Origin of the sequence: Pseudomonas silensiensis, assembly GCF_050434865.1 — a bacterium.
GTDB classification, from domain to species: Bacteria; Pseudomonadota; Gammaproteobacteria; order Pseudomonadales; family Pseudomonadaceae; genus Aquipseudomonas; species Aquipseudomonas fluorescens_W.
Genome location: NZ_JBNDJH010000010.1, coordinates 1 through 26,045, shown reverse-complemented (window position 1 = coordinate 26,045; position 26,045 = coordinate 1). Strand labels below are relative to the sequence as shown.

Annotated in this window: 24 protein-coding genes; 15 read left to right on the top strand and 9 right to left on the bottom strand. The window is 60.2% G+C overall.

Annotated features, from left to right (window positions below):
- Positions 1 to 11: 11 nt before the first annotated feature.
- The 6 genes from QF010_RS15845 to QF010_RS15820 form a co-directional block, all read right to left on the bottom strand.
- Positions 12 to 854, bottom strand: coding sequence for an ABC transporter permease (locus tag QF010_RS15845; RefSeq protein ID WP_050482798.1), 843 nt, complete (start codon positions 852 to 854; stop codon positions 12 to 14).
- Complete coding sequence (locus QF010_RS15840) at positions 844 to 1,791, bottom strand: ABC transporter permease (protein ID WP_429511960.1); 948 nt, start codon at positions 1,789 to 1,791, stop codon at positions 844 to 846. The genes QF010_RS15845 and QF010_RS15840 overlap by 11 nt, the downstream gene beginning before the upstream one ends.
- A 1-nt stretch (position 1,792) precedes the next feature.
- Positions 1,793 to 2,830, bottom strand: a complete 1,038-nt coding sequence (locus QF010_RS15835; protein ID WP_429533484.1) for an ABC transporter ATP-binding protein — start codon at positions 2,828 to 2,830, stop codon at positions 1,793 to 1,795.
- A 260-nt stretch (positions 2,831 to 3,090) separates the two neighbouring features.
- Positions 3,091 to 4,242: a putative ABC transporter substrate-binding protein YdcS gene (gene ydcS, locus QF010_RS15830; RefSeq protein WP_429511962.1), complete on the bottom strand. Its 1,152-nt coding sequence runs from the start codon at positions 4,240 to 4,242 to the stop codon at positions 3,091 to 3,093.
- 82 nt (positions 4,243 to 4,324) lie between these two features.
- On the bottom strand, positions 4,325 to 5,812 hold the full coding sequence (locus QF010_RS15825; RefSeq protein ID WP_429533483.1) for a gamma-aminobutyraldehyde dehydrogenase: 1,488 nt from the start codon (positions 5,810 to 5,812) through the stop codon (positions 4,325 to 4,327).
- A gap of 100 nt (positions 5,813 to 5,912) precedes the next feature.
- Positions 5,913 to 6,827 (bottom strand): LysR family transcriptional regulator, encoded by a 915-nt coding sequence (locus QF010_RS15820; RefSeq protein WP_008151654.1) that lies wholly within the window; start codon positions 6,825 to 6,827, stop codon positions 5,913 to 5,915.
- A 187-nt stretch (positions 6,828 to 7,014) separates the two neighbouring features.
- Here QF010_RS15820 and QF010_RS15815 point away from each other — a divergent pair, with 187 nt between their 5' ends.
- From QF010_RS15815 to QF010_RS15745, 15 genes are all read left to right on the top strand, one after another.
- Positions 7,015 to 7,737 (top strand): tellurite resistance TerB family protein, encoded by a 723-nt coding sequence (locus QF010_RS15815; protein WP_429533482.1) that lies wholly within the window; start codon positions 7,015 to 7,017, stop codon positions 7,735 to 7,737.
- Positions 7,738 to 8,049: 312 nt separating this feature from the next.
- The gene (locus QF010_RS15810) at positions 8,050 to 9,672 is read left to right on the top strand and encodes a methyl-accepting chemotaxis protein (protein WP_429533481.1); all 1,623 of its coding nucleotides are present in this window, start codon (positions 8,050 to 8,052) and stop codon (positions 9,670 to 9,672) included.
- The gene (locus tag QF010_RS15805) at positions 9,672 to 10,208 is read left to right on the top strand and encodes a chemotaxis protein CheW (protein WP_429533480.1); all 537 of its coding nucleotides are present in this window, start codon (positions 9,672 to 9,674) and stop codon (positions 10,206 to 10,208) included. Before QF010_RS15810 ends, QF010_RS15805 begins: the two co-directional genes overlap by 1 nt.
- Positions 10,205 to 11,479 (top strand): CheR family methyltransferase, encoded by a 1,275-nt coding sequence (locus QF010_RS15800; RefSeq protein ID WP_429533479.1) that lies wholly within the window; start codon positions 10,205 to 10,207, stop codon positions 11,477 to 11,479. The genes QF010_RS15805 and QF010_RS15800 overlap by 4 nt, the downstream gene beginning before the upstream one ends.
- Complete coding sequence (locus QF010_RS15795; protein ID WP_429533478.1) at positions 11,476 to 12,159, top strand: chemotaxis protein CheW; 684 nt, start codon at positions 11,476 to 11,478, stop codon at positions 12,157 to 12,159. Before QF010_RS15800 ends, QF010_RS15795 begins: the two co-directional genes overlap by 4 nt.
- Positions 12,156 to 14,441, top strand: a complete 2,286-nt coding sequence (locus tag QF010_RS15790) for a hybrid sensor histidine kinase/response regulator (protein ID WP_429533477.1) — start codon at positions 12,156 to 12,158, stop codon at positions 14,439 to 14,441. The genes QF010_RS15795 and QF010_RS15790 overlap by 4 nt, the downstream gene beginning before the upstream one ends.
- The gene (gene cheB / locus QF010_RS15785) at positions 14,438 to 15,448 is read left to right on the top strand and encodes a chemotaxis response regulator protein-glutamate methylesterase (RefSeq protein ID WP_429533476.1); all 1,011 of its coding nucleotides are present in this window, start codon (positions 14,438 to 14,440) and stop codon (positions 15,446 to 15,448) included. Before QF010_RS15790 ends, cheB begins: the two co-directional genes overlap by 4 nt.
- Before the next feature lie 47 nt (positions 15,449 to 15,495).
- Positions 15,496 to 16,497, top strand: coding sequence for a diguanylate cyclase domain-containing protein (locus QF010_RS15780; protein WP_429533475.1), 1,002 nt, complete (start codon positions 15,496 to 15,498; stop codon positions 16,495 to 16,497).
- A 324-nt stretch (positions 16,498 to 16,821) separates the two neighbouring features.
- A protein-coding gene (prfB, locus tag QF010_RS15775) for a peptide chain release factor 2 (RefSeq protein ID WP_095920368.1) occupies positions 16,822 to 17,917 on the top strand; the annotation gives its coding sequence in 2 pieces (ribosomal slippage) (positions 16,822 to 16,893 and positions 16,895 to 17,917; 1,095 coding nt in all).
- A 71-nt stretch (positions 17,918 to 17,988) separates the two neighbouring features.
- Entirely contained in the window at positions 17,989 to 19,491 is a 1,503-nt protein-coding gene (lysS, locus tag QF010_RS15770; RefSeq protein WP_033056355.1) for a lysine--tRNA ligase, read from the top strand.
- A 102-nt stretch (positions 19,492 to 19,593) separates the two neighbouring features.
- Entirely contained in the window at positions 19,594 to 20,310 is a 717-nt protein-coding gene (locus QF010_RS15765) for a TetR/AcrR family transcriptional regulator (protein WP_046053314.1), read from the top strand.
- Between the two features lie 162 nt (positions 20,311 to 20,472).
- Positions 20,473 to 21,027 carry a hypothetical protein gene (locus tag QF010_RS15760; protein WP_429533474.1) on the top strand — a complete coding sequence of 185 codons (555 nt, stop codon included), beginning with the start codon at positions 20,473 to 20,475 and terminating at the stop codon, positions 21,025 to 21,027.
- Positions 21,028 to 21,063: 36 nt separating this feature from the next.
- Positions 21,064 to 22,341 carry a flavohemoglobin expression-modulating QEGLA motif protein gene (locus QF010_RS15755; protein WP_129441557.1) on the top strand — a complete coding sequence of 426 codons (1,278 nt, stop codon included), beginning with the start codon at positions 21,064 to 21,066 and terminating at the stop codon, positions 22,339 to 22,341.
- Positions 22,342 to 22,488: 147 nt separating this feature from the next.
- A complete protein-coding gene (locus QF010_RS15750; RefSeq protein ID WP_033056346.1) occupies positions 22,489 to 23,403 on the top strand; it encodes an alpha/beta hydrolase in 915 nt (304 codons plus the stop codon).
- Entirely contained in the window at positions 23,400 to 23,729 is a 330-nt protein-coding gene (locus tag QF010_RS15745) for a PA3694 family proteiin (protein ID WP_033056344.1), read from the top strand. Before QF010_RS15750 ends, QF010_RS15745 begins: the two co-directional genes overlap by 4 nt.
- A 71-nt stretch (positions 23,730 to 23,800) precedes the next feature.
- Here QF010_RS15745 and lptF read toward each other — a convergent pair whose 3' ends face one another.
- The 3 genes from lptF to QF010_RS15730 all read right to left on the bottom strand — a co-directional run bounded on the left by lptF (position 23,801) and on the right by QF010_RS15730 (position 25,669).
- Positions 23,801 to 24,589, bottom strand: coding sequence for a lipotoxin F family OmpA-related lipoprotein LptF (lptF, locus tag QF010_RS15740; RefSeq protein ID WP_033056342.1), 789 nt, complete (start codon positions 24,587 to 24,589; stop codon positions 23,801 to 23,803).
- A gap of 48 nt (positions 24,590 to 24,637) precedes the next feature.
- Positions 24,638 to 25,051, bottom strand: coding sequence for a DUF4398 domain-containing protein (locus QF010_RS15735; protein ID WP_033056340.1), 414 nt, complete (start codon positions 25,049 to 25,051; stop codon positions 24,638 to 24,640).
- 273 nt (positions 25,052 to 25,324) lie between these two features.
- Complete coding sequence (locus tag QF010_RS15730) at positions 25,325 to 25,669, bottom strand: pilin assembly protein (RefSeq protein WP_429513166.1); 345 nt, start codon at positions 25,667 to 25,669, stop codon at positions 25,325 to 25,327.
- Positions 25,670 to 26,045: the final 376 nt, after the last annotated feature.

The following is a 26,045-nucleotide window of genomic DNA, read 5'->3' as shown; positions in this document are numbered from 1 at the left end:
TGTCAGGAAAATCACTTGCCGCCACTGCCCGCAACGCTTTCGCCGCCACGGGTCAGGTAATAGGCGCCGAGGATCGGCAACATGGTCACCATCATCACCAGCATCGCGACGACGTTGGTCACCGGCACGTCCCGTGGGCGGCTGAGCTGGTTGAGCAGCCACAGCGGCAGGGTGCGTTCATGGCCGGCGGTGAAGGTGGTGACGATGATTTCGTCGAACGACAGGGCAAACGCCAACATGCCGCCGGCCAGCAATGCCGAGCCTAGGTTCGGCAGGATGATGTAGCGGAAGGTCTGCCAGCCGTCGGCGCCGAGGTCCATCGAAGCCTCGATCAAACTGTGCGAAGTGCGCCGCAAGCGGGCGATGACGTTGTTGTAGACGATCACCACACAGAAGGTCGCGTGACCGACGATGATGGTGAACATCCCTGGCTCGATCCCCAACGTCTTGAAGGTCGCCAGCAAGGCGATACCGGTGATGATCCCCGGCAAGGCAATCGGCAGGATCAGCATCAGCGAAATGCCTTGCTTGCCGAAGAAATCCCGGCGGTACAACGCCGCTGACGCAAGCGTGCCGAGGATCAGCGCAATCAACGTCGCGACGGAGGCGATTTGCAGCGACAGCTTGATCGCTTCCAGTACGTCCGGCCGGGAGAACGCCACGCCGATCCACTTCAGGGTGAAGCCCTTGGGCGGAAAGCTGAACGCTGCGTCTTCGGTGTTGAAGGCGTACAGGAAGATGATCAGGATCGGAAAGTGCAGAAACACCAACCCGCCCCAGGCTGCGATGCGCAGGCCGAGCGAAGCTTTCTCCCCGTGCGTTTCCGGCGCTGGTTTTTTTGCATCAGAGCGCATCGAAGGCCCCCAGTCGTTTCACGATAGTCAGGTAAATGGCGATCAACACAATCGGCACCAACGTGAAGGCCGCGGCCATTGGCATGTTGCCGATCGCGCCTTGTTGGGCGTACACCATGCTGCCGACGAAGTAGCCCGGCGGGCCCACCAGTTGCGGCACGATGAAGTCGCCCAGGGTCAGCGAAAAGGTGAAGATCGAACCGGCCGCGATGCCCGGAATCGACAGCGGCAAAGTCACTTGCATGAAGGTCTGGCGAGGCTTGGCGCCGAGGTCGGCCGAGGCTTGCAGCAAGGACGGTGGCAGACGTTCCAGCGAGGCCTGGATCGGCAGGATCATGAACGGCAGCCAGATGTAGACGAACACCATGAAGCGCCCCAAGTGCGAGGTCGACAAGGTGCTGCCGCCGACGCCTGGAATGCCCAGAATGAACTGCAAAACCGGCTCAAGATTCAGGTGTTGAACGAACCACTGTGCCACGCCGCCCTTGGCCAGCAGCAAGGTCCAGGCATACGCCTTGACGATGTAACTGGCCCACATCGGCATCATCACCGCGATGTAGAAAAACGCCTTGGTTTTGCCGGTGGTGTAGCGCGCCATGTAATAGGCAATCGGGAACGCGACGATGGCGCTCGCGATCGACACGACGATGGCCATGCTTAAGGTGCGCAGGATGATGTCGAAGTTCGACGGCTGGAACAGGGCTGCAAAGTTCGCCAGGGTCAGGTCGGGCGTGACCGCCATGGTGAAGTCATCAAAGGTGTAGAAGCCTTGCCACAGCAGAACCAGCAGCGAGCCGAGGTAGATCGCGCCGAACCACAGCAGCGGCGGTACCAGCAGCATCGACAGGTACAGGTTCGGCCGGCGATACAGCAGGTTGGAAAACCTGCGCAACGGCGAGCCGCCGGTCGGGGTTTGAGGGAGAGCCACGCTGTTCATCTCACACCCCGCCGACAACGGTGTCGTGCAGCGGGATCATCGCTTCCCGTGCCCAGCGTGCGCTTATGCGTTGCCCGGTCTGATGTTGCGTGCTGACGTCCAGCCACTGCACGTTGGCCTGGCTGATGTTCAGGGTCTGGCCGTTTTCCAGTTTCAGTTCATAGCGTGTGGCGCTGCCCTGGTACTGAATGTCGTGGAGCAAACCGCTGACTTCAATTTCATGGCTGGCCAGCGGCCCTTCAGCGAAACGCACGTGTTCCGGGCGAATCGAAAACGGTTGTGGATTGCCGCTCAATTGTTTCGCCAGATCGCCGCGAATTACGTTGGAGGTGCCGACGAATTCGGCGACAAAGGTTGTAGCCGGTTTCATGTAGAGGTTGCGCGGGGTATCGACCTGCTCGATGCGCCCCTTGTTGAACACCGCCACGCGATCCGACATCGACAGCGCTTCGGTCTGGTCGTGGGTGACGAAGATGAAGGTGATGCCGAGCTGGCGTTGCAGCTTTTTCAGTTCACCCTGCATTTGCTCGCGCAGCTTCAAGTCGAGCGCGCCCAAGGGTTCATCGAGCAGCAGCACGCGCGGGCGATTGACCAGGGCGCGGGCCAGGGCCACACGCTGGCGCTGGCCGCCGGACAGCTGCACCGGTTTGCGCTCGCCGTAGCCGCCGAGGGCGACCATGTCGAGGGCTTCTTCGGCGCGTTTTTGGCGTTCGGTTTTACCGACGCCTTTGACTTTCAAACCGTAGGCGACGTTGTCGAGTACGTTCATGTGCGGGAACAGCGCGTAATCCTGGAACACGGTGTTCACGTCACGCTGATACGGCGGCAGCCCGGCGGCTTCTTCGCCGTGAATACGGATAGAGCCTGCACTCGGTTGTTCGAAACCGGCGATCAGGCGCAGACAGGTGGTTTTGCCCGAGCCTGAAGGGCCCAGCATGGAAAAGAACTCGCCGTCCTGGATATCGATGGAAACCCGGTCAACGGCCTTCACTTCGCCGAACTGACGGGAAACGTTGGTGAACTGGACTGCAAGCGTCATGGTGCGGTGCTCCAAAAAGGCGAAGGTCGTCACGGCGGCCCTGCCTGGACTTCTGAAAAATCTGAATCGTTGCGGTGTCGCGGTCGAATGAGCGCGGTCCGCTTTTAGCGCCCTCTCCCTCCGGGAGAGGGCGGGGGGTGAGGGCTGCGGTGTCGGTCATTCCCAATAGTCGAGGCGGAGTCAAAAACCACCCCTCACCCCAGCCCTCTCCCCATGGGGGAGAGGGGGGAAAGGGAGCTGACCGTGTCGCTCTTAAGAGCTCAGCGACCACCCATGATCGCGATGTAGTCCTGGGTCCAGCGGCTGTACGGCACGAACTTGCCGCCTTCAGCCTGCGGGGTTTTCCAGAAGGCCAGGTTGTCGAATTGGTCGTAACCGTTGGTTTTGCAGCCCTCGGCGCCTAGCAATTCACTCTCCTTGCAGCCCGCCGGAACCGCCGGCAACGAACCGAACCACGCCGCCAGGTCACCCTGGACTTTCGGTTGCAGCGACCAGTCCATCCACTTGTAGGCGCAGTTCGGGTGCTTGGCTTCGGCGTGCAACATTGTGGTGTCGGCCCAACCTGTTGCACCTTCTTTTGGAATGACCGAGGCAACCGGCTGCTTGTCCGCCACCAGGCCGTTGACCATGTAACCCCACGTGCTGGACGCCGCCACGCCTTCGTTCTTGACGTCACTCATCTGGACCGTTGCGTCATGCCAGTAGCGGTGGATCAAGGGCTGTTGCTTGCGAAGCAGTTCCAGCGCCGCTTTGTATTGCGCTTCGTTGAGCTGGTACGGGTCTTTGATGCCCAGTTCCGGCTGTTTCGATTTGAGATAAAGCGCCGCATCGGCGATATAGATCGGGCCGTCGTAGGCCTGGACCCGACCCTTGTTGGACTTGCCGTCCGGCAGGGTCTGCTCTTCGAACACCACGCTCCAGCTGTCCGGCGCTGTTTTGAAGATATTGGTGTTGTACATCAACACGTTCGGGCCCCATTGGTACGGGGTGCCGTAGGTTTGCTTGTTGACGACGTACCACTGGCCGTCCTTGAGGCGAGGGTCAATGTTCTTCCAGTTCGGGATCAACGCCGTATTGATCGGCTGCACACGCTTGCCGGCGATCAACCGCAGGGAGGCATCGCCGGATGCAGTCACCAGGTCATAACCACCCTTGGACATCAGGCTGACCATCTCATCGGAAGTGGCGGCAGTCTTGACGTTGATCTTGCAGCCGGTTTCCTTTTCGAAGCCGGTGACCCAGTCGTAGGCCTTGTCGCTTTCGCCACGTTCGATGTAGCCAGGCCAGGCCACAATATCCAGCTGACCTTCGCCGGCACCGACGGCTTTCAGCGGTTCGGCAGCCTGGATACTGGCACTGGCCAGCAGCGCGGTGGTAATTGCACTGAGCAGTGCGGTCTTGTGCACGAACATGGGGTTTCCCTCTTCTTTAATTATGGTCGGGGCAGTTTTGAACGTGGTGAAGCAGGCCGTTAGCGGCTTGTTATAAGCGTAGTCAGAGATGCTGGCCGTGGCGGGCCATGATGTGCCGCACCACGCTGTAGTCCTGGAGCGAATCGCTGGATAAGTCTTTGCCGTAGCCCGAACGCTTCAGGCCGCCGTGGGGCATTTCGCTGACCAGCATGAAATGGCTGTTGATCCAGGTGCAGCCGTACTGCAAGCGCGCCGCGACCTGCATCGCCTTGTCCAGGTTCTGGGTCCAGACCGAGGAGGCGAGGCCGTATTCCGAGTCGTTGGCCCAGTCCACGGCTTGTTCGAGCTGATCGAAACGGGTCACGGTGACCACCGGCCCGAACACTTCGCGCTGGACAATCTCATCGGTCTGCTTGCAGCCGGCCAGCAACGTCGGCTGGTAATAGAAGCCGGCACCGGAATGCACGGCCGCGCCGGTCACCCGTTCGATGTGCGGCTGGCCGAGGGCGCGCTCGACGAAACTGGCCACGCGATCGCGCTGGCGGGTGCTGATCAGCGGGCCGATCTCGTTGTCGGCGTCGCGTTTGCCGGCGAAGCGCAGGCTGCTGACCGCCGCGCCGAGCTCGGCCACCAAGCGATCATGAATCCCGGCCTGTGCATAAATTCGGCACGCTGCGGTGCAATCCTGGCCGGCGTTGTAATAACCGTAAGTGCGCACGCCTTCGACCACGGCTTGAATGTCCGCATCGTTGCAGACTATCACCGGGGCCTTGCCGCCGAGTTCGAGGTGAGTGCGTTTCAGGGTTTTTGCTGCGGCTTGCAGGATTTTTTGCCCGGTGACGATATCGCCGGTCAGCGACACCATGCGCACTTTAGGATGACTGACCAAGTGACTGCCGACACCTTCACCGCCGCCGCAAATGATGTTGATCACACCGCGCGGCAGGATCTCGGCCAGCGCTGGGGCCAGGGCCAGAATCGACAGAGGCGTGTGTTCGGAGGGTTTGAACACCAGCGTATTGCCGGCGGCCAGGGCCGGGGCGATTTTCCACGCAGCCATCATGATCGGGTAGTTCCACGGCGCAATCGACGCCACCACACCAATCGGATCGCGGCGGACCATGCTGGTATAGCCCGGCAGGTATTCGCCACTGAGCTGGCCGGTCTGGCAACGCACGGCGCCAGCGAAGAAGCGGAACACATCAACCGTCGCGCTCAAGTCATCCTGACGCGCCAGGTGCAACGGCTTGCCGCAGTTCAGGGATTCGAGACGGGCGAGGAGGTCGGCGTGTTTTTCGATGGTGTTGGCAATGTCCAACAGCAGGTTCGAGCGTTGTTGCGGCGTGGTCCGCGACCAACCGGCAAAGGCGCGGTGGGCGGCGAGAATGGCGGCTTCGACCTGCTCGGTGCTCGCTTCGGCAATGTGCGTCAGCACTTCTCCGGTGGCCGGGTTGAGGATCGGTTCGACAAACCCCTGGCCCGCGACCAATTCGCCATCGATCAACAACGCGGTGAACAACGGGGTCTGCGCGCCAGCCATTTTTCGGGTTCTCTTTTCTTGTGTGGCCATGCTGCTCCCTGTGACTGGGGCCCGGCCGTCTTATAGATGTAGCAAGACTAGTGCTCAGGCCCGAGGTCGACAAATTCTAAATACTGAAGGTGGCGTTCGATTAAATAGATGGCTTGCGCCCGCCGTGGGGTTGCTCGCGGGCGACGGTCAGGAACGGGTCCACCAACGCGGGGCGCGCGGTGCCACGACGCCAGGCCAGGCCGACGTCGAGGGTCTGGCTCAAGTCCGCGATCGGGCGCGCTTCGATGATGTCGCCCTCCAGTGACCACGGGCGGTAGGTCATGTCGGGCTGGATCGACACGCCCAATCCCGCGGCTACCAGGCTTCGCACCGCTTCCGTCGACGCCGTTCTCAAGGTGATGCGCGGTTGTAGGGAGGCCGCTGTCCACATGCGCTGGGCGTTGCGGTCCATTTCATCGACGTTCAGCTGAATCAGCGGCTCTCGGGCCACGTCGGCGAGGTTGATGCTGTCGTGTTCCAGCAGCGGATGCTGGGCCGGCAGCCATAACCGGTGGGGCGAGTGGGTCAGCACTTCGGTCTGCAAGGCGTGGCGGTCTTCGAGGTTGGAGAGGATCAACACGCCCACATCGATCTCGCCGCTGACCAGCAAATGCTCGATGTAAGGGCGCTCGTCCTCCATCACCCGGATCTCGACATTGGGGTAGGCGCGCTGGAAACGGGTGAGTAGATCCGCAAGGTAGTAACCGGCCACCAGGCTGGTCACGCCGATGATCAACTGCCCGGCGACTTGATCGGTGCTCTGTTGCAGGCTGCGTTTGGCGTTGTCCACCGTCGCCAGAATCAGGTGCGCCTGGCGTAGGAATTGGTGGCCCTGGTGGGTCAGCGTCATGCCCTTGGCGTGACGGTTGAACAGGCCGACGCCGATTTCCTGCTCCAGTTGCTGGATGGCCAGGGTCAGGGTGGACTGAGAAATGAACGCGGTTTGCGCGGCGGCGGAGATCGAGCCGGTCTCGGCCACGGCGATGAAGTGACGGATCTGACGCAGGGTCATCATGGAGAAAGTACCCGGTGGGCGGTTTTTATAGATTTGCTTGAGTGTATATCCATTTTTCTGAAGGGCCGTGGTCAGCTGAACGGCGCTGCGCAACATCTCGAAGCACTCTCGCCCCCGAATGCCGGGCACTTTCGATCTAGGCTGGTGGCCTTATTGATCCGGTTAACCCCTTTTTTGGAGGCGGCAAATGAACACGCGTGGATTGCTCGATCAGCTACTCAAGTCCGGTCAGGATATGTTGCAGAACAAGGCCGGCGGCTCACAAAACAAGGCTTCTGGCGGTGGCCTGGGCGGATTGTTCGGCGGCAGCGGCGGTTCGGGCGGCCTCGGCAGTTTGCTTTCGGGCGCAGGCGGCGGGGCGTTGGCGGCGGGTGCCATGGGCCTGTTGCTCGGCAGCAAAAAGGCCCGCAATGTCGGCGGCAAAGTCGCTATCTACGGCGGCCTCGCAGCGCTCGGCGTCATTGCCTACAAGGCCTACGGTAATTGGCAGGCCCAGCAGGGCTTCGCGCCGAAGTCTGAACCACAAACCCTTGATCGTTTGCCGGCAGAGCAAGTCGAGCTGCACAGCCAGGCGATTCTCAAAGCGCTAGTGGCCGCCGCTAAAGCTGATGGCCATGTCGATGAACGCGAACGTGCGCTGATCGAGGGCGAATTCACCAAACTCGACAACGATCAGGAATTGCAGCACTGGCTGCACGCCGAACTCAGCAAGCCGCTCGACCCAACAGAAGTCGCCCGCGCTGCCAGCACGCCGGAAATGGCTGCCGAGATGTACATCGCCAGTGTGATGCTGGTGGATGAGGAGAGCTTCATGGAGAAGTCCTACCTCGATGAACTGGCGCGTCAGCTCAAGCTTGAGCCTGGGTTGAAGGCTGAGCTGGAAAAGCAGGTTCGCCAGGCTTCTATCTAAGCGTTGTTAAAAAAAAACGCGTTCCGCGAGGGCTCTGGATAACCTCGATCCATCGGAGTCGGTGTTTAGCCAGTTAAACCGCGTCATCGTTCTTCGCGAGCAGGCTCGCTCCCACACAGATCGTGTCCGTTTGGACAATTTGGTCAAGTGTGGGAGCGAGCCTGCTCGCGATGGCATTTTCAGCAGCGCCACAGATTTCATTGCCATTCCACGGCCCGTTTCTTCCGATTCACCCCTCGCAACAGTCTTATAAATGAAACACCACCCTCAGCTATACTCCGCAGCATTTGAAATGCCTCCCGAGGACTGACTGTGAAGAACTGGACGTTGCGCCAACGCATCTTGGCGAGCTTTGCGGTGATTATCGCGATCATGTTGCTGATGGTCGTCGTGTCGTATTCCCGGCTGTTGAAGATCGAAGCCAGCGAAGCCAGCGTCCGTGAAGACGCGCTGCCCGGGTTGTATTACAGCTCGATGATACGCAGTGCCTGGGTCGACACTTACCTGCGAACCCAGGAAATGCTGGGCTTTAAGGAGGGGCAGGGCTTCAGCGCTGAAGAGGCTGAAAACTTCAAAAACTTCGCGGTGCGTCTGCAAGAGCAGATGAGTAACTACCAAACCACGATCACCACGGATGAAGACAAGGTCGAGTTCGCCGTTTTTGAAAAGCTCCATGACGATTACAACAAGGTTCTGGCTGCCGTGGTCGATTTGCATAAGCGCAATCAGGAAGCTGAAGCCATCAAGATGTTCAACGAGCAACTGACCCCGGCCTGGACCGCAGGTCGCGTGAAGCTCAATGACATCATTCGCGAAAACAAAGCGGTGGCCGACCAGGAAATCGCGAACATCGATGACTCCGTGGACACCGCGAAAGTCATTATGGGCATTTCCCTGCTGGTCGCGGTGCTGGCCGCCGGCCTCTGCGGGCTGCTGTTGATGCGCGCGATCATGGCGCCGATGAACCGCATTGTGCAGATCCTCGAAATAATGCGCACCGGTGATCTCAGCAACCGCTTGAACCTGGCGCGCAAGGACGAATTCGGCGCCGTGGAAACCGGCTTCAACGACATGATGACCGAGCTGACGTCCCTGGTGTCCCAGGCCCAGCGCTCCTCGGTGCAGGTCACCACCTCGGTGACCGAGATCGCTGCCACCTCCAAGCAACAGCAAGCGACCGCCACCGAAACCGCTGCCACCACCACCGAAATCGGCGCAACGTCCCGTGAGATTGCGGCCACTTCGCGGGATCTGGTGCGCACGATGATTGAAGTCTCCACCGCCGCCGATCAGGCCTCGGTGCTCGCCGGTTCCGGGCAGCAAGGCCTGGCGCGGATGGAAGAGACCATGCACTCGGTGATGGGCGCGGCCGATCTGGTCAACGCCAAACTGGCGATCCTCAATGAGAAGGCCGGCAACATCAATCAGGTGGTGGTGACCATCGTCAAGGTCGCCGACCAGACCAATCTCTTGTCCCTCAACGCCGCCATCGAAGCCGAAAAGGCCGGTGAATACGGCCGCGGTTTTGCCGTGGTCGCTACCGAAGTGCGGCGTCTGGCGGACCAGACCGCCGTCGCCACGTACGACATCGAGCAGATGGTGCGCGAGATCCAGTCGGCGGTGTCGGCCGGGGTGATGGGCATGGACAAGTTCTCTGAAGAAGTGCGCCGCGGCATGTCCGAAGTGCAGCAAATCGGCGAGCAGCTGTCGCAGATCATCCATCAGGTCCAGGCACTGGCACCGCGAGTGCTGATGGTCAACGAAGGCATGCAGGCCCAGGCCACGGGCGCGGAGCAGATCAACCATGCGCTGGTGCAGTTGGGCGATGCCAGCAGCCAGACCGTCGAGTCCCTGCGCCAGGCCAGTTTCGCCATCGACGAACTGAGCCAGGTGGCCGTAGGGCTGCGCAGTGGCGTTTCGCGATTCAAAGTCTGATGAGCGAACCCACGGCCAAGCGCACCGCCGTGAAGCCGGCGCTGCAATCATTGTTTCTGGTGTTCCGCATCGGCAGCGAGCGCTATGCCTTGCAGGCTATCGAGGTGGCGGAAGTGCTGCCGCGTCTGCCGTTGAAACCGATTCCTCGCGCGCCGGAATGGGTGGCCGGGGTGTTCGCTTACCGTGGCGCGGTGGTGCCGGTGATCGACCTCAGTGCGCTGACGTTCGGCCAACCGGCCCAGGCTCGCACCAGTACGCGCTTGGTGCTGGTCAATTACCGCCCGGATAAAACCGCTGAGGCGCAATTGCTCGGGCTGATTCTGGAACAAGCCAGCGACACCTTGCGCTGTAACCCGGCGGATTTTCAGCCCTATGGCCTGGACAATCGGCAGGCGCCGTACCTCGGGCCGGTGCGTGAAGATGCCCAGGGTTTGCTGCAATGGGTGCGGGTCGCCGACTTGCTCGACGATCAGGTTCGCGCGCTGCTGTTTCCGTCGCAGCCTCTGGACCTGGCGCTGCTTGAGGAGCGGCCATGAACAGCGATCAGCGGTTTTTCGATTTCCTCAAAGAGCGCATCGGCCTCGACGTGACATCGGTGGGCCCGGCGATCATCGAGCGTGCGGTGCGTCAACGCAGCACGGCATCCAACGCGCTGACGGCGGATGAGTACTGGCACATCTTGCAGGGTTCGCAGGACGAGCAGCAGGCGCTGATCGAAGCGGTGATCGTCCCCGAGACCTGGTTTTTCCGTTACCCGGAATCCTTCGCCACGTTGGCGAAACTGGCCGCCAAACGCCTGAGCGACATCAACAACATGCGCGCCCTTCGGATTCTCAGCCTGCCGTGTTCAACCGGTGAAGAACCGTATTCCATCGCCATGGCGTTGCTTGATGCCGGGCTCCAGCCGCACCAGTTCAAGGTCGAAGGCATGGACGTCAGCCCGTTGTCGGTGGAAAAAGCCCGGCGCGCGCTGTACGGCAAGAATTCGTTCCGTGGCCAGGACATTGCCTTTCGCGACCGGCATTTCACCGCTGAAGGCGAGGAGGGCTATCGCCTCAGCGGGCGAGTGCTCGAACAAGTGCGTTTGCAGGTCGGCAATCTGCTGGATCCGACGTTGCTGGCCAACGAGCCGCCTTATGACTTTGTGTTTTGCCGCAACCTGTTGATCTATTTCGATCAGCCGACCCAGCAGCAAGTGTTCGAAGTGCTCAAGCGTCTGACCCATTTCGACGGCGTGTTGTTTATCGGCCCGGCCGAGGGCAGCTTGCTCGGCCGTTTTGGCATGCGTTCGATCGGCATCCCGCAGTCCTTTGCGTTCAGTCGCCAGAGCGCACCAGAGCCCGCGCCCATTGCGACGTTCGTGCCGACGCCTCTGCCGGTGAGCCAACCGGTGCGCAGCGTGGCACCGCCGCCCGTTCGCAGCCGGCCCTTCGCAACGGTAGCGCCGCTGCCTGCCGTGACGAAAGTCGCCAACCCGGACTCCGCCGCACTGCTGGCGAATATCGCCGCGCTGGCCAACGAAGGCAAAAGTGCCGAGGCCCGCGCCGCGTGCGATAGCTATTTGCGCAGTCATGAACCGGTGGCCCAAGTGTTTTACTGGCTGGGCTTGCTCAGCGATGTCGCCGGCAGAGTCCTTGAGGCCCAGGGTTTTTATCGCAAGGCGTTGTACCTCGACCCGCAACATCCCGACGCGTTGATGCACCTGGCGGCGTTGCTGCAATCCCTGGGCGACACGGCGGGAGCCAGACGATTGCAGGACCGCGCCGCCCGCAGCGAGCGCGCCGCTGACAGTGAGCGTAAACGATGAACGCCGCCGACACCTTTAGTCTCACCCATGAAGATGCCCAGGCCATCGACGACTGTTGGAACCGCATCGGTATCCACGGCGACAAGTCCTGCCCGCTACTGAGCGATCACATTCACTGCCGCAATTGCGCGGTGTATTCGGCCGCGGCGACGCGCTTGCTCGACCGCTACGCGCTGCAGCAGGAGGACCGTGGGCAAGTCACCACGGCGGTCGAGAGCGAGGTCAAAACCCGTTCGCTGCTGATGTTCCGTCTGGGCGAAGAATGGCTGGCACTGGCCACTCGGAGTCTGGTGGAAGTCGCGCCGCTGCAAGCGATTCATTCCCTGCCGCACCAACGCTCCCGGGCCTTGCTCGGCGTGGCGAATGTGCGCGGCGCGTTGGTGGCGTGCCTGTCGCTGGTGGAATTGCTCGGGCTCGACGGTGCCAGCAGCGTGGCGTCTGGTGCGCGGGTCATGCCGCGCATGCTGATCATTGCGGCCCATGGCGGACCGGTGGTGGTACCGGTGGATGAAGTGGACGGGATTCACGCCATCGACGAACGCATCCTCGAGGCGGCGTCCCGCTCCGGCGCTCAGGCCAGCGCCAAATACACCCGTGGCGTGTTGCAATTCAAAGGTCGCAGCCTGCGGTGGCTGGATGAAGAACAGCTGTTGTCCGCCGTGACCCGGAGCCTCACATGACCCCCGAGCAAATGCGCGACGCCTCTTTGCTGGAACTGTTCAGTCTGGAAGCCGAGGCCCAGACGCTGGTGCTGAGTACAGGTCTTCTAGCGCTGGAACGCGATCCGACCCAGCCCGATTACCTCGAGTCGTGCATGCGCGCGGCGCATTCGCTTAAGGGTGCGGCGCGGATTGTCGGCGTCGATGCCGGGGTCGCCGTCGCCCATGTGATGGAAGATTACCTGGTCAGCGCCCAGGAAGGGCGCCTGTACCTGCGGCCCGAATACATTGATGCACTGTTGCAAGGCACTGATCTGCTGATGCGAATTGCGACGCCGGGCAACGCTCCGGCGCCTGCGGATATCGAAGCTTACGTCGTCTTGATGGGACGGCTGCTTGAACACATGGTGGCTACCCCCATCGCGCCGCCGATGGCAGAACTTCAGCTGGAACCGCCGACGCCCAAGGTTGAGCCGCCCATGCCGGCCGCCACCGAAGCCCCCCCGGCAGCGCCCGACGAGCCAGCGCCCCAGACTAGACGCACCATCGACAATGGCGAGCGCGTATTACGCGTCACGGCCGAACGCCTGAACAGCCTGCTGGATCTGTCTAGCAAATCCCTGGTGGAAACCTTGCGGCTCAAACCGCACCTGGCCACCATGCAACGCCTCAAGCGTATGCAGAACAACGGCCTGCGGGCACTGGAAAACCTCAACGTCCACCTCAAGGAACATGCCTTGAGTCTGGAAGCACAGGAAGCCCTCGAAGACGCTCGTCGGCTACTGGCTGAGTCTCAGCAATTGCTGGTGGAAAAGAACGCCGAACTGGATGAATTCGCCTGGCAGGCCAGTCAACGGGCGCAAGTCTTGTACGACACGGCGCTGGCCTGCCGCATGCGGCCGTTTGCCGATGTGTTGACCGGGCAAGTGCGCATGGTCCGCGACCTCGGTCGCAGCCTCGGCAAACAGGTGCGGCTGGAGATCGAGGGCGAGAAAACCCAGGTCGACCGCGACGTGTTGGAGAAACTTGAAGCGCCGCTGACTCACCTGCTGCGCAATGCCGTGGATCACGGCATTGAATCCCCGGAGCAACGGCTATTGGCGGGCAAACGCGCTGAAGGCCTGATCCGTTTGCGCGTCTCTCATCAGGCCGGTCTGTTGGTGCTGGAACTGAGCGATGACGGCAATGGCGTCGATCTGGAAAAGGTCCGCCGCAGCATCATCGAGCGCCAATTGTCCCCGGCCGAAACCGCTGCTCAATTGAGTGAAGAAGAGCTGCTGACCTTCCTGTTTCTACCGGGTTTCAGCTTGCGCGACACGGTCACCGAAGTCTCCGGGCGTGGCGTCGGCCTGGATGCGGTCCAGCACATGGTGCGCCAGGTGCGCGGCGCGGTCGTGCTGGAGCAGGTGGCGGGCGAGGGCAGTCGTTTCCATCTCGAAGTGCCGCTGACCCTGTCGGTGGTGCGCAGTCTGGTGGTGGAAGTCGGTGACGAGGCGTATGCCTTCCCGCTGGCCCACATCGAACGAATGTGCGATCTGGAGCCGGCGGACATTGTCCAGGTCGAAGGCCGTCAGCATTTCTGGCACGAAGGCCGGCATGTCGGGCTGGTCGCGGCCAGTCAGCTATTGCAACGTCCGGCGAGCCAGAACAGTCAGCAAACCCTCAAAGTGGTGGTGATTCGCGAACGCGAGGCGATTTACGGCGTGGCGGTCGAGCGTTTTATCGGCGAGCGGACGTTGGTCGTTTTGCCGCTGGACGAGCGTCTGGGCAAGGTGCAGGACATTTCCGCCGGGGCCTTGCTCGACGATGGTTCGGTGGTGCTGATCGTCGACGTTGAAGACATGCTGCGTTCGGTGGACAAACTGCTCAATACCGGGCGTCTTGAGCGCATTGCCCGTCAGGGCAGCCAGGCGGTTGAATCGGCTCGGAAACGGATTCTGGTGGTCGACGATTCGCTGACCGTGCGTGAGCTGCAGCGCAAGTTGCTACTCAATCGCGGCTACGACGTGGCGGTGGCGGTGGACGGTATGGACGGCTGGAACGCCTTGCGTTCGGAGGATTTCGATCTGCTGATCACCGACATCGATATGCCACGCATGGATGGCATTGAACTGGTGTCTTTATTGCGCCGGGACAGTCGCCTGCAATCCCTTCCGGTTATGGTGGTGTCGTACAAAGATCGTGAAGAGGACCGTCGCCGTGGACTGGACGCTGGAGCCGACTACTATCTAGCCAAAGCCAGTTTTCATGACGACGCCCTGCTTGACGCAGTGGTTGAGCTCATTGGAGGAGCACGTGGATGAAAATAGCGATCGTCAACGACATGGCCATGGCGGTGGAGGCCCTGCGCCGCGCCCTGGCATTTGATCCGGCGCACGAGGTGGTCTGGGTCGCCAGTAATGGGGCCGAGGCGGTGCGGCGTTGCGCTGAAAATACTCCGGATCTGATTCTGATGGACCTGATCATGCCCGTGATGGATGGCGTGGAGGCGACCCGGCGGATCATGGCTGAAACGCCGTGCGCGATTGTCATCGTGACGGTCGACCGCGAGCAGAACGTGCATCGGGTGTTTGAGGCCATGGGCCACGGAGCGCTGGATGTGGTCGATACGCCGGCCATCGGTGCCGGCAATGCCCAAGAGGCAGCGGCCCCGTTACTGCGCAAGATCATGAACATCGGCTGGCTGATCGGTGACCGGGGCAATCGGGAGCGAGCCGCCCCGAGCCCGCTGCGCAATTCGGCTTCGCGCCAGCGCCTGATCGCCATTGGCTCATCCGCCGGTGGGCCGGCCGCGCTGGAAGTATTGCTCAAGGGGTTGCCGCTGGATTTTTCGGCCGCCATCGTGCTGGTGCAGCATGTTGACCAGGTGTTCGCCGCCGGCATGGCCGAATGGCTCAGCAGTTCCAGCGGCCTGAACGTGCGCCTGGCCCAGGAAGGTGAGCCTCCGCAGGCCGGCGCGGTGTTGCTGGCGGGCACCAATCACCATATTCGCTTGTTGAAAAACGGCACGCTGGCCTACACCGCCGAACCGGTCAACGAGATCTACCGGCCCTCGATCGATGTGTTCTTCGAGAGCGTGGCCAATTACTGGAACGGCGATGCCGTGGGTGTTTTGCTCACCGGCATGGGACGCGATGGCGCTCAGGGGCTTAAACTCATGCGCCAACAGGGCTACCTGACCATCGCTCAGGATCAGAACAGCAGCGCGGTGTACGGAATGCCGAAGGCGGCAGCGGCCATCGACGCCGCTGTGGAGATTCGCCCACTGGAAAAGATAGCGCCACGATTGCTGGAGATTTTCCCCAAATGAAGACATTTCACAGCAATCTGGCCCAAGTAGTACTCAGGTGACTGCCCATGAATGATTTACAGCTCGACGACTTCAAAACCGACGAAAACGCCGCCATGGTGTTGTTGGTGGACGATCAGGCAATGATCGGCGAGGCGGTGCGCCGCGGGTTGTCGAACGAAGATAACATCGACTTCCACTTCTGCTCCGACCCGCACCAGGCCATCGCCCACGCGATCCGCATCAAACCGACGGTGATCCTCCAGGATCTGGTGATGCCCGGTCTTGACGGCTTGAGTCTGGTGCGCGAGTACCGCAATCATCCGGCCACCAAGGACATCCCGATCATTGTCCTGTCGACCAAGGAAGACCCGCTGATCAAGAGCGCGGCGTTTGCGGCCGGGGCCAATGATTACCTGGTGAAGTTGCCGGACAACATCGAACTGGTGGCGCGCATCCGCTATCACTCGCGCTCCTACATGACGTTGCTGCAGCGTGACGCAGCGTATCGCGCGTTGCGGGTCAGCCAGCAGCAGTTGCTCGACACCAACCTGGTGCTGCAGCGCCTGATGAACTCAGACGGCCTGACCGGGCTGTCGAACCGCCGGCATTTCGACGAATACCTGGAGCTTGAGTGGCGCCGTTCGCTGCGTGACCAGAGTCAACTGTCGCTGCTGATGATCGATGTCGACTACTTCAAGTCCTACAACGACAGCTTCGGCCACCTTGAAGGCGATGAAGCCCTGCGCAAAGTGGCCACGGCGATTCGTGATGCCAGCGCCCGGCCTTCGGACCTGCCGGCTCGTTACGGCGGCGAAGAATTCGCCATGGTGCTGCCCAATACGTCGCCGGGCGGCGCGCGAATGGTCGCGGAAAAACTTCGCCAGACCGTGGCGGCATTGAAGATTCCGCACATTTTTCCGGCCGAAGGTTCGAGCCTGACCATCAGCATCGGCCTGTCGACCATGACCCCGCAACCGGGCGGCGATTGCCGTCAATTGATCTTGGCGGCGGACAAGGGGCTGTACCTGGCGAAGAACAATGGGCGTAATCAGGTTGGGATTGAGTGAGGATTGGTTGGGATTTTGTGCTGTGGCTTGAATCCACCCCTCACCCCAGCCCTCTCCCCACGGGGGAGAGGGGGAAAGGGAGCCGATCTCCATGGTTTTCGAGTCCTGAGTTCGGCTCGGTAATTCAGGTCGATGTAGTACGAAGAACACCTCGGTCAGTCCCCTCTACCCTCTGGGGAGAGGGTTAGGGTGAGGGGAGCGATCTCAAGCCAGGCAAATAACCTCAATCCATTCGCCCCTAAAGCCGCCAGGCGGGCTGCCGTGACAGCCTGATTACGTTATACTCGCCGGCTTTCAAAAGTTCGCCAACGAGTGCTGCCCGCCATGGAAATCAACCCGATCCTTAACAGTATCAAGGACCTGTCCGAGCGCTCCGAAACTATTCGGGGGTATCTTTGACTACGATCAAAAGCATGAGCGTCTGACTGAAGTCAATCGCGAGCTTGAAGATCCGTCTGTCTGGAACAACCCGTCGTACGCTCAGGAACTGGGCCGCGAGCGATCCCTGCTGGCCCAGATCGTCGAAACCCTCGACGAAATGCATTCAGGCCTGGCCGACGCCAAAGACCTGCTGCTGATGTCCGCCGAAGAAGAAGACCAGGCCGCCGTCGATGACGTCGCTGCCGAAGTCGAGCGCCTGCGCGAGTCGCTGGAAAAACTCGAATTCCGTCGCATGTTCAGCGGTGAGATGGACGCCAACAACGCCTACCTGGACATCCAGGCCGGCTCCGGCGGCACCGAGGCCCAGGACTGGGCCAACATCCTGCTGCGCATGTACCTGCGCTGGGCCGACAAACGCGGTTTCGACGCGACCATCATGGAACTGTCGGCCGGTGAAGTCGCCGGGATCAAGGGCGCCACTGTCCACATCAAGGGCGAATATGCCTTTGGCTGGTTGCGGACCGAAATCGGCGTGCACCGTCTGGTGCGCAAGAGCCCGTTCGACTCCGGCAACCGTCGCCACACCTCGTTCTCGGCCGTGTTCGTGTCGCCGGAAATCGATGACAACATCGAAATCGACATCAACCCGTCGGACCTGCGCATCGACACCTACCGCTCCTCCGGTGCCGGTGGTCAGCACGTAAACACCACCGACTCGGCCGTACGGATTACTCACGTACCGACCAACACCGTGGTCAGCTGCCAGAACGAACGCTCCCAGCACGCCAACAAAGACACCGCGATGAAAATGTTGCGGGCGCGCTTGTACGAGCAGGAAGTGCAGAAACGCAACGCCGCCTCCCAGGCCCTGGAAGACACCAAGTCGGACATCGGCTGGGGTCATCAGATTCGCTCTTACGTGCTCGATGCGTCGCGAATCAAGGATTTGCGCACTAACATCGAACGCAGTGACTGCGACAAGGTGCTCGACGGCGACATCGACGAATACCTGGTGGCCAGCCTGAAGCAAGGCCTGTAAACCGCCAGTCAAGACCTTAAGTCCCCTGCCACCGGTGGGGGCAACGAACCTGTGATGGAATTTTTAAAGACATGAGCGACCTAGAACTCGACCCGCAAGCCCTGCAACAGGAAGAAAACTCCCTGATCGCCCTGCGCAAGGAAAAGCTGGCTGCCGAGCGCGCCAAGGGCAATGCCTTCCCGAACGACTTCCGCCGCGACAACTACTGCGAAGATTTGCAGAAACAGTACGCGGACAAGACCAAGGAAGAGCTGGCAGAGGCTGCAATCCCGGTCAAGGTTGCCGGTCGCATCATGCTCAACCGTGGCTCGTTCATGGTGATCCAGGACATGTCCGGTCGCATCCAGGTTTACGTCAACCGTAAAACCCTGTCCGAAGAAACCCTGGCCGCGGTGAAAACCTGGGACCTGGGCGACATCATCGCCGCCGAAGGCACCCTGGCGCGTTCCGGCAAGGGCGACCTGTACGTCGAAATGACCAGCGTGCGCCTGCTGACCAAATCCCTGCGCCCGCTGCCGGACAAGCACCACGGCCTGACCGACACCGAATCCCGTTATCGTCAGCGTTACGTTGACCTGATCGTCAATGACGACGTGCGCCAGACTTTCCGTGTTCGTTCGCAAGTCATCGCGCACATCCGCAGCTTCCTGATGAAACGAGACTTCCTGGAAGTCGAAACACCAATGCTGCAAACCATTCCAGGCGGTGCAGCGGCCAAGCCGTTCGAAACACACCACAACGCCCTGGACATGGACATGTACCTGCGCATCGCGCCGGAGCTGTACCTCAAGCGTCTGGTGGTCGGTGGTTTTGAAAAAGTGTTCGAGATCAACCGCAACTTCCGTAACGAAGGCGTTTCGACTCGTCACAACCCTGAATTCACCATGTTGGAGTTCTACCAGGCTTACGCCGACTACGAAGACAACATGGACCTGACCGAAGAGCTGTTCCGCGAACTGGCACAGCTGGTCCTGGGCAGCACCGACGTGCCTTACGGCGACAAAGTGTTCCACTTCGGCGAACCGTTCGTGCGTCTGTCGGTGTTCGACTCGATCCTCAAGTACAACCCTGAGCTGACCGCTGACGACCTGAACGACATCGACAAGGCCCGTGCCATCGCCAAGAAGGCCGGCGCCAAGGTGCTGGGCTTCGAAGGTCTGGGCAAATTGCAGGTGATGATTTTCGAAGAGCTGGTCGAGCATAAGCTGGAGCAGCCGCACTTCATCACTCAGTACCCGTTCGAAGTGTCGCCGCTGGCCCGTCGTAACGACGACAACCCGAACGTCACCGACCGTTTCGAACTGTTCATCGGTGGCCGCGAAATCGCCAACGCCTACTCCGAGTTGAACGACGCGGAAGACCAGGCCGAGCGCTTCATGGCGCAGGTGGCCGACAAGGACGCCGGCGACGATGAAGCCATGCATTACGACGCCGACTTCGTTCGCGCGCTGGAGTACGGCATGCCGCCAACGGCCGGTGAAGGTATCGGCATCGACCGTCTGGTGATGCTGCTGACCAACTCCCCGTCGATCCGCGACGTGATCCTGTTCCCGCACATGCGGCCACAAGCGTAAGTGTTTCAATAAAAAAGCCGCCTAAAACAGGCGGCTTTTTATTGCCTGTCTGGTACAAACGTATCAATTGGTTACTTTTGAAGTAAGAGAGGAATACCTGTCGTGAACCGTGCAATTGCTCAAGAGGGTGCAGCGGGCGTCGCCACTGCGGTCGCTGAAAGTGTTCAGTACCAGGGTCGCAAGGCCAGCCGACAGGGCAGTGAGCAGCGTCGACAGGATATTCTCGATGCGGCGATGCGCATTGTCGTGCGCGATGGCGTGCGGGCCGTGCGTCACCGCGCGGTGGCCGCCGAGGCGGGTGTGCCACTGTCGGCCACCACTTACTATTTCAAGGATATCGATGACCTGCTCACCGATACCTTTGCCCAATACGTGGAACGCAGCGCAGCGTTCATGGCCAAGTTGTGGGCCAGCAACGAAGGCCTGCTGCGCGAGATGGTTGCTTATGGCGATGGCGGTCCCGAGTCCCGTTCACAGCTGGCCGACGATATCGCACGCCTGACCGCCGATTACGTGCAGCGCCAGTTACACAACCGTCGCGAACACTTGATGGCCGAGCAGGCGTTCCGTCAGGAGGCCCTGTTGAACCCGCGCCTGGCGATGTTGGTGCGCTCGCATCAGCAAATTCTTCTGCAAGGCACCTGCCATTTTTTCGAGGTGTTGGGTTCCCGCGAGCCACAACAGGATGCCAAAGTGTTGACGGCGATTATCGGACGGATGGAATATCAGGGCCTGCTCAACGACGCCGAGCCTGTCGCCGAAGCCGAAATGCTCGGCATCCTGACCCGCTACATGCATTTGGTATTGGCGTCGGTGTAACCCTCGCGGCGCAGCTACACCCTGTAGGAGCGAGGCTTGCCCGCGAAAGCGATGTTTCAGTCAACGTAGTTGTTGAATGTTAAACCGCCTTCGCGGGCAAGCCTTGCTCCTACAGGGGGCGGTGTTCACATGAGGTTCGCGTGTATTCAAAGGGAGTGTTGAATGAAAGCCTGGCGTGTCGTTGTGATCGCCTTGTCGTTCCTGCTGCTCAGTGGCTGTCTGGTGACCTTCAAGGAGCCGCTGCCCTCGAGTGAGCCCGCACCTAAAGGGTTGCTCGGCAAATGGACCAGCACCAACGCCTGGGGCGAGCCGCTGAATCTGGAGCTGACACGCCTCGGCGACAATCACTATCAGGCCGTCAGCTACTTCAAGGCTAAACCCAAGGAGCGCGAAGCGTATCCCTTCACGGTGACCCGCCATGGCAGTCGCTGGTATCTGTCGGCCAAGGTGCCGGCGCAATTTGGTGGAAATTTCACTCTCTTGGGTTTTGAACTCAGCGATAAGCATGAACTGGTGGTCTATAACCTCGACCTCGAGCAGATCAACCAGGCCCTGAGGCAAAAAGTCCTCAGCGGCGAAGGCTTCCAGACCGACGACGGCGACGGTGTGTTGATCAACAACAATCTGGACCAGGTCTTCGCCTACCTTGACGACCCGGCCAATTCCGATGTGTTCGTCGAGGCCGTGCGCTATCAGCGCCTGGCCAAAGCCAAATAACCCAGCACGTAAACGGTTTTTCTACAGGAGTTTCGGGTGGACGATTACCAGCAGTCGATACGCATTTTGTCCGATCGCATTGTGCTGGCGCAGACGCCGATTCGCGTTCTCGATGCCGTCAAGTGGGACGACAACATTCGCAAGGGTTTCCTCAAGGCCAAGGGCAAGGAAATGCCGGCGGTGGACCGCGATTACTACCTGAACCGGCCGCTGGCGTTCGACTCCAGCAAGGTGAAGCTGGAATTCCAGAACATCGAACGCGACATCACCCGTCAGCTCGGTCAGTTCAACCCGGTCGGCCAGATCATGCGCCGCATGTGCAAGGAATACCGCATGGTGGTGCGCATGCTCGAAGCGCGCGGCACCGAGGATTTCGGGCTGATTTCACAGGAGCTTTACGGTGCCGCTTCCGACGCGTTCCACGCCGGCGATCCGACCCTTTCTGACCTGGGCCTGATGCTCTCGGATTACCTGAACAACATCGATGGCCGTGGCGACCTGAAGGACGAACCGAAAATCCTCACCGCCAAGGAAGCCGTCCACCTGCTGCAAACCCGCTTGAACAAGGTATTCGGCGAGGCTGAGGAAACCATTCGCGTATTCGAGTCCGACGGGATCGTCGCCGATGCCGCGGCTGGCGCCGACTACATCAAGATCCGCGCCGACGCGATGTTCAACGACCGTGACGTGCGCGCTCTGGAAGTCCACGAAGGGCTGGTGCATGTGGGCACCACGCTCAATGGTCTGAACCAGCCGATCTGCACCTTCCTCTCCAAAGGTCCGCCGTCATCGACAGTGACTCAGGAAGGCCTGGCGATCCTGATGGAAATCATCACGTTCGCCTCGTACCCGAGTCGCCTGCGCAAACTGACCAACCGCACCCGCGCCATTCACATGGTGGAAGAGGGTGCGGACTTCCTGCAGATCTTCGAGTTCTTCCGCGAGCAAGGCTTTGAAATGGCGGAAAGCTACGGCAACGCCAGTCGGGTTTTCCGTGGCTCGGTGCCGACAGGTCTGCCATTTACCAAAGACTTGTCCTACCTCAAGGGCTTTATCATGGTTTACAACTACATTCAGTTGGCCGTGCGTAAAGGCAAGCTTGAGCAGATACCGCTGCTGTTTTGCGGCAAGACCACGCTGGAAGACATGCGTACCTTGCGCCAGTTGGTGGACGAAGGGCTGGTGGTGCCACCGAAGTATCTGCCGGATCAGTTCCGTGACCTGAACGCGCTGTCGGCGTGGATGTGCTTCTCCAACTTCCTCAATCACCTGAGCCTGGACCGGATCGAAGCGGATTACTCCAATATCCTCTAACGATCACGAAATTCCCCTGTAGGAGTGAGCCTGCTCGCGATTGCGGTTCAACATTCAACATTGATGTTGACTGACACACCGCTATCGCGAGCAGGCTCACTCCTACAGGGATTTGTATTTCAATCCATTTTTGCGAGGTTTCAACGGATGAGATTCCTCGGCATTGTTTGCCTGCTCCTGACACTCGGCGGCTGCAGCTCGCTGTTGTTCTACCCCGAGCCCGGTCAGCTGTTTACCCCGGAAAAAGCCAAACTCGAATACCGCGACGTCACCCTGACCACCGCCGACGGCCTCAAGCTGCACGGCTGGTGGTTGCCGGCCAAACAAGGTGTCGAGGTCAAAGGCACGGTGCTGCATTTGCACGGTAACGGCGGCAACCTGCCCATGCACCTTGGGGGGAGCTGGTGGTTACCGAAAGAAGGGTATCAAGTGCTGTTGCTGGACTATCGCGGCTACGGTCTGTCCGAGGGGGAGCCGACGCTGCCAGAGATCTATCAGGACATCGACGCCGCGTTCAAATGGCTCGATCAGGCGCCGGAGGTCAAGGGCAAGCCGCTGATTCTCCTGGGCCAAAGCCTAGGCGGTTCGATGGCCGTGCACTATCTGGTTCAGCACCCCGAACGCCAGAAACAACTCAAGGCCATTGTCCTCGACGGCGTGCCCGCCAGTTACCGCAGTATCGGTCAATTTGCCCTGAGCCATTCCTGGCTGACCTGGATGTTTCAGGTGCCGCTGTCCTGGCTGGTGCCGGACGGCGACAGCGCGATCCATTCCATGGCGCAGCTCAATGGCATGCCGAAACTGATCTATCACAGCATCGACGATCCGATCGTGCCCCTTTCCAACGGCATCCGTCTGTATCAAGCTGCGCCGCCGCCGCGGGTGCTGCAACTGACCCGTGGCGGTCATGTGCAGACGTTCGCCGATCCGGTCTGGCGCAAAGTCATGCTGCGTTTTCTCGATGACCCACAGCATTTCAACGGTCTGCGCCGCCTGGGTGAAGTTCCGAACTACCCGGCGCCGAAAAATTCTGAAGATGAACCACCAGAGAGTCCGCAATGAGTGAAGAACGTAACGCCATCCCGCTGATCATCACCGGTATCTGCAGCATCCTCGGCACTGTCGGAGCCCTGTGGTTCTACGGCTACCTGCACTTCGCCAAACCCGAAGATGCGCTGCTGCTCAGCGACTTCACCATGCTCAAGACGGTGCCGGGCGAAGACTACAAAGTCTCGCTGGAGCCGGCCCCGCAAGTCGCGCAATGCATCGATGGCGTGCTGGTGATGTTCGACACCGAGCAGAAAGGCCTGAGCGGTGTGTTGGTCAACAACAAGAAAAAAGCCGTGCGCTGCATGGGTGAGGAAACCCCGCAGAAGTTGCAACCGTAGCGCCCGATCTTAAAAACAAAAGCCCCGCCTGATCGACTCAGGCGGGGCTTTTGTGTTTCAGCAGACGAAGCTTAGTTCGAGCTGACCGCCGAACGCGGGATCACCGGCTGGTTGTCGTTGGAAATGGTCACTTCCACCCGACGGTTCATCGCACGACCAGAGACGCTGTCGTTCTCGGCCACCGGGTATTCCTTGCCGTAACCCTGCGCCACGATACGCGCTGGATCAACGCCCATTTTCACTAGCGCCATGCGCACGGAACCGGCACGACGCTCGGACAGCGACTGGTTGTGGTTCGCAGTGCCCGTGCTGTCGGTGTAACCCTCGACGATCGCTTTGCGATCAGGGTTTTCCGAGAGGAACTGCGCCAGTTTGTTGATATTCACCAGACCGCTGGACTTCAGATCAGCCCTGTCAGTGGCAAACAACACATCACCAAACGTCACCAAGGTACCGCGATCGGTTTGCTTGGCGTTCAGGCTGTCCTGCAATTGCTTGATCTGCGCGTCGCGGGCATCCAGACGAGCCTGGGCACGCTGCGCGGAAGCATTTTTCAGATTGGCTTCAGCGTTGCGCAGGGCGATGGTCTGCTTCGCCACTTCAACACGTTGATTGGTCAGGTAAGCCAGTTGATCGACCTTGGCCTGGTCCTCTTTGTCCTGGTAAGCCTTGTCGGCCTTGTCCAGGTAATCGCTGGCTTCTTTGGTTTCCAGCGCCGCGACCTTGCTGGCTTGCGGGTTGGTTTGCAGGCCGGTGTAGTTGGTGCGAGCCTGTTCCAGGTTCGCGTTGGGCGGCGTGGAGCAGGCAGCCAGTGCAACGCTCGCGGCCAGCAGGGCAGGGATCATCAATTGTTTACGCATGGTGGTTTCGTCCTTTTAATCGAGTAAGAAGTACGTCTTGCCGGCCGCTTATTGCACGGTGCGCTGGCTTTCCTGACGCAGTTCTTGAACACCTTTCTGAGAGTCCTTCACAGCCTGTTCAGCCTTGATAGCCTGGGCCTTGCGCTCAGCCACGCGAGCGTCCCACTCGGCCTGTTCGGCCAGGACTTTGGCTTCGGCATACTTCTTGTCGTGCAGGGCGATTTCGGCTTGTTTGAGCTTGTCCTGGGCGGATTTCATTTCCACCGCCGCAAACTCGGTACCGCCGGCACTGACGGCGCTGTTGACCGCCGATTCCGTCACGGCGAATTGCTCGCTTGGCGGGTTACCGGCACAACCGGCCAGAACGAAGCTGCTGCCGATGGCCAGTGCAGCCAGTTTCAGGCTACGCAGAGGGGGGAACGAGGATTTGGCAGTTCGGGTCTTCATGGTCTTCAACTCCATTGGAAAAACTCCTGAAAAACTTAAAAATCCATCCTGGGCAAGGAGCCGCAACCTTCAATTTCCGGGGGTGTTTCAAAACGGCCGTCCCAGGCGTGGTTAATGGGTGTGACCCGAGAGGTTTTTCGAAAGTTCAGAGAATATGGCCCATTGCCCGAAATACTTTGACCGAGCGGACAAGTCTCTAAGCCGGGAATTCTTATCGCGAGCAGCAGTGTTCCCGGCCCTGTAGGGGCCAGGAATACGCATTTTGGGAGGGGGAAAGAAGTGCGGTAATCAGTGTTTCTGTTTGTCGTCGACGGCCGACAAGTCGTGCAAATGACGACGGGACAATGCGAGAAAACGTGGAGTCGGACCGATGTCTTCGTACAGCGGATCACCTTCTTCGTCGGTGGCCACGACGGTTGAGCCCTTCACGTACGGGAAGCTTTTTTCGAGCTCTTCCAGGGCGGCGCCGATCAGTTCGCCGAGCAGTTCTTCGGGCTGCCGTTTGGGGTACATATCGATAATGGCCGCCAGTCGTGCGGCGGCTTCCACATCCAGATGAATCGAGTATCCGGTGTCGGTCAGGCGACCCTTGGCGTTTTCTTCCCAGTGATGGGCAAGCTCGCGGATTTTCATAGTGACCTCAATGCGCACCTGCTCGTGGCAGGCAGTGTCAGTGTCCGGCAATCGCCGGCGGCAGCCGTTGTAAGGCTTACTCTTCAGACTAGCTTTAACGCTCAAGGTTTAAAGTCCCTTCGTCGTCTTATGGTGAACGCCTTGGTGCTTCAGGCGTTCACGCTCATTTGTGGCGGGGGGATTGGGTGTATATCCGTTTCTTCGGTAACGGCGACTATTGGTTTCGCTTTTACAGCGAGTCACTTTCGAAAAGCGCGAAAGTAACCAAAGCGCTCTTGCCACTTTCGTTCGGTGCCTCGCCTAGGCTCGGCATGCCCTCGCTCCGGTCCTGCTCCGTGGGCCCGCCGCCATCGGCCATCCATGGCCGGGGGCGGCT

Coding starts and splice junctions, on each gene's coding strand:
- QF010_RS15845 (WP_050482798.1), bottom strand. CDS start 854: ATGCGCTCTGATGCAAAAAAACCAGCGCCGGAAACGCACGGGGAGAAA.
- QF010_RS15840 (WP_429511960.1), bottom strand. CDS start 1,791: ATGAACAGCGTGGCTCTCCCTCAAACCCCGACCGGCGGCTCGCCGTTG.
- QF010_RS15835 (WP_429533484.1), bottom strand. CDS start 2,830: ATGACGCTTGCAGTCCAGTTCACCAACGTTTCCCGTCAGTTCGGCGAA.
- ydcS (WP_429511962.1), bottom strand. CDS start 4,242: ATGTTCGTGCACAAGACCGCACTGCTCAGTGCAATTACCACCGCGCTG.
- QF010_RS15825 (WP_429533483.1), bottom strand. CDS start 5,812: ATGGCCACACAAGAAAAGAGAACCCGAAAAATGGCTGGCGCGCAGACC.
- QF010_RS15820 (WP_008151654.1), bottom strand. CDS start 6,827: ATGATGACCCTGCGTCAGATCCGTCACTTCATCGCCGTGGCCGAGACC.
- QF010_RS15815 (WP_429533482.1), top strand. CDS start 7,015: ATGAACACGCGTGGATTGCTCGATCAGCTACTCAAGTCCGGTCAGGAT.
- QF010_RS15805 (WP_429533480.1), top strand. CDS start 9,672: ATGAGCGAACCCACGGCCAAGCGCACCGCCGTGAAGCCGGCGCTGCAA.
- QF010_RS15800 (WP_429533479.1), top strand. CDS start 10,205: ATGAACAGCGATCAGCGGTTTTTCGATTTCCTCAAAGAGCGCATCGGC.
- QF010_RS15795 (WP_429533478.1), top strand. CDS start 11,476: ATGAACGCCGCCGACACCTTTAGTCTCACCCATGAAGATGCCCAGGCC.
- QF010_RS15790 (WP_429533477.1), top strand. CDS start 12,156: ATGACCCCCGAGCAAATGCGCGACGCCTCTTTGCTGGAACTGTTCAGT.
- cheB (WP_429533476.1), top strand. CDS start 14,438: ATGAAAATAGCGATCGTCAACGACATGGCCATGGCGGTGGAGGCCCTG.
- QF010_RS15780 (WP_429533475.1), top strand. CDS start 15,496: ATGAATGATTTACAGCTCGACGACTTCAAAACCGACGAAAACGCCGCC.
- lysS (WP_033056355.1), top strand. CDS start 17,989: ATGAGCGACCTAGAACTCGACCCGCAAGCCCTGCAACAGGAAGAAAAC.
- QF010_RS15760 (WP_429533474.1), top strand. CDS start 20,473: ATGAAAGCCTGGCGTGTCGTTGTGATCGCCTTGTCGTTCCTGCTGCTC.
- QF010_RS15750 (WP_033056346.1), top strand. CDS start 22,489: ATGAGATTCCTCGGCATTGTTTGCCTGCTCCTGACACTCGGCGGCTGC.
- QF010_RS15745 (WP_033056344.1), top strand. CDS start 23,400: ATGAGTGAAGAACGTAACGCCATCCCGCTGATCATCACCGGTATCTGC.
- lptF (WP_033056342.1), bottom strand. CDS start 24,589: ATGCGTAAACAATTGATGATCCCTGCCCTGCTGGCCGCGAGCGTTGCA.
- QF010_RS15735 (WP_033056340.1), bottom strand. CDS start 25,051: ATGGAGTTGAAGACCATGAAGACCCGAACTGCCAAATCCTCGTTCCCC.
- QF010_RS15730 (WP_429513166.1), bottom strand. CDS start 25,669: ATGAAAATCCGCGAGCTTGCCCATCACTGGGAAGAAAACGCCAAGGGT.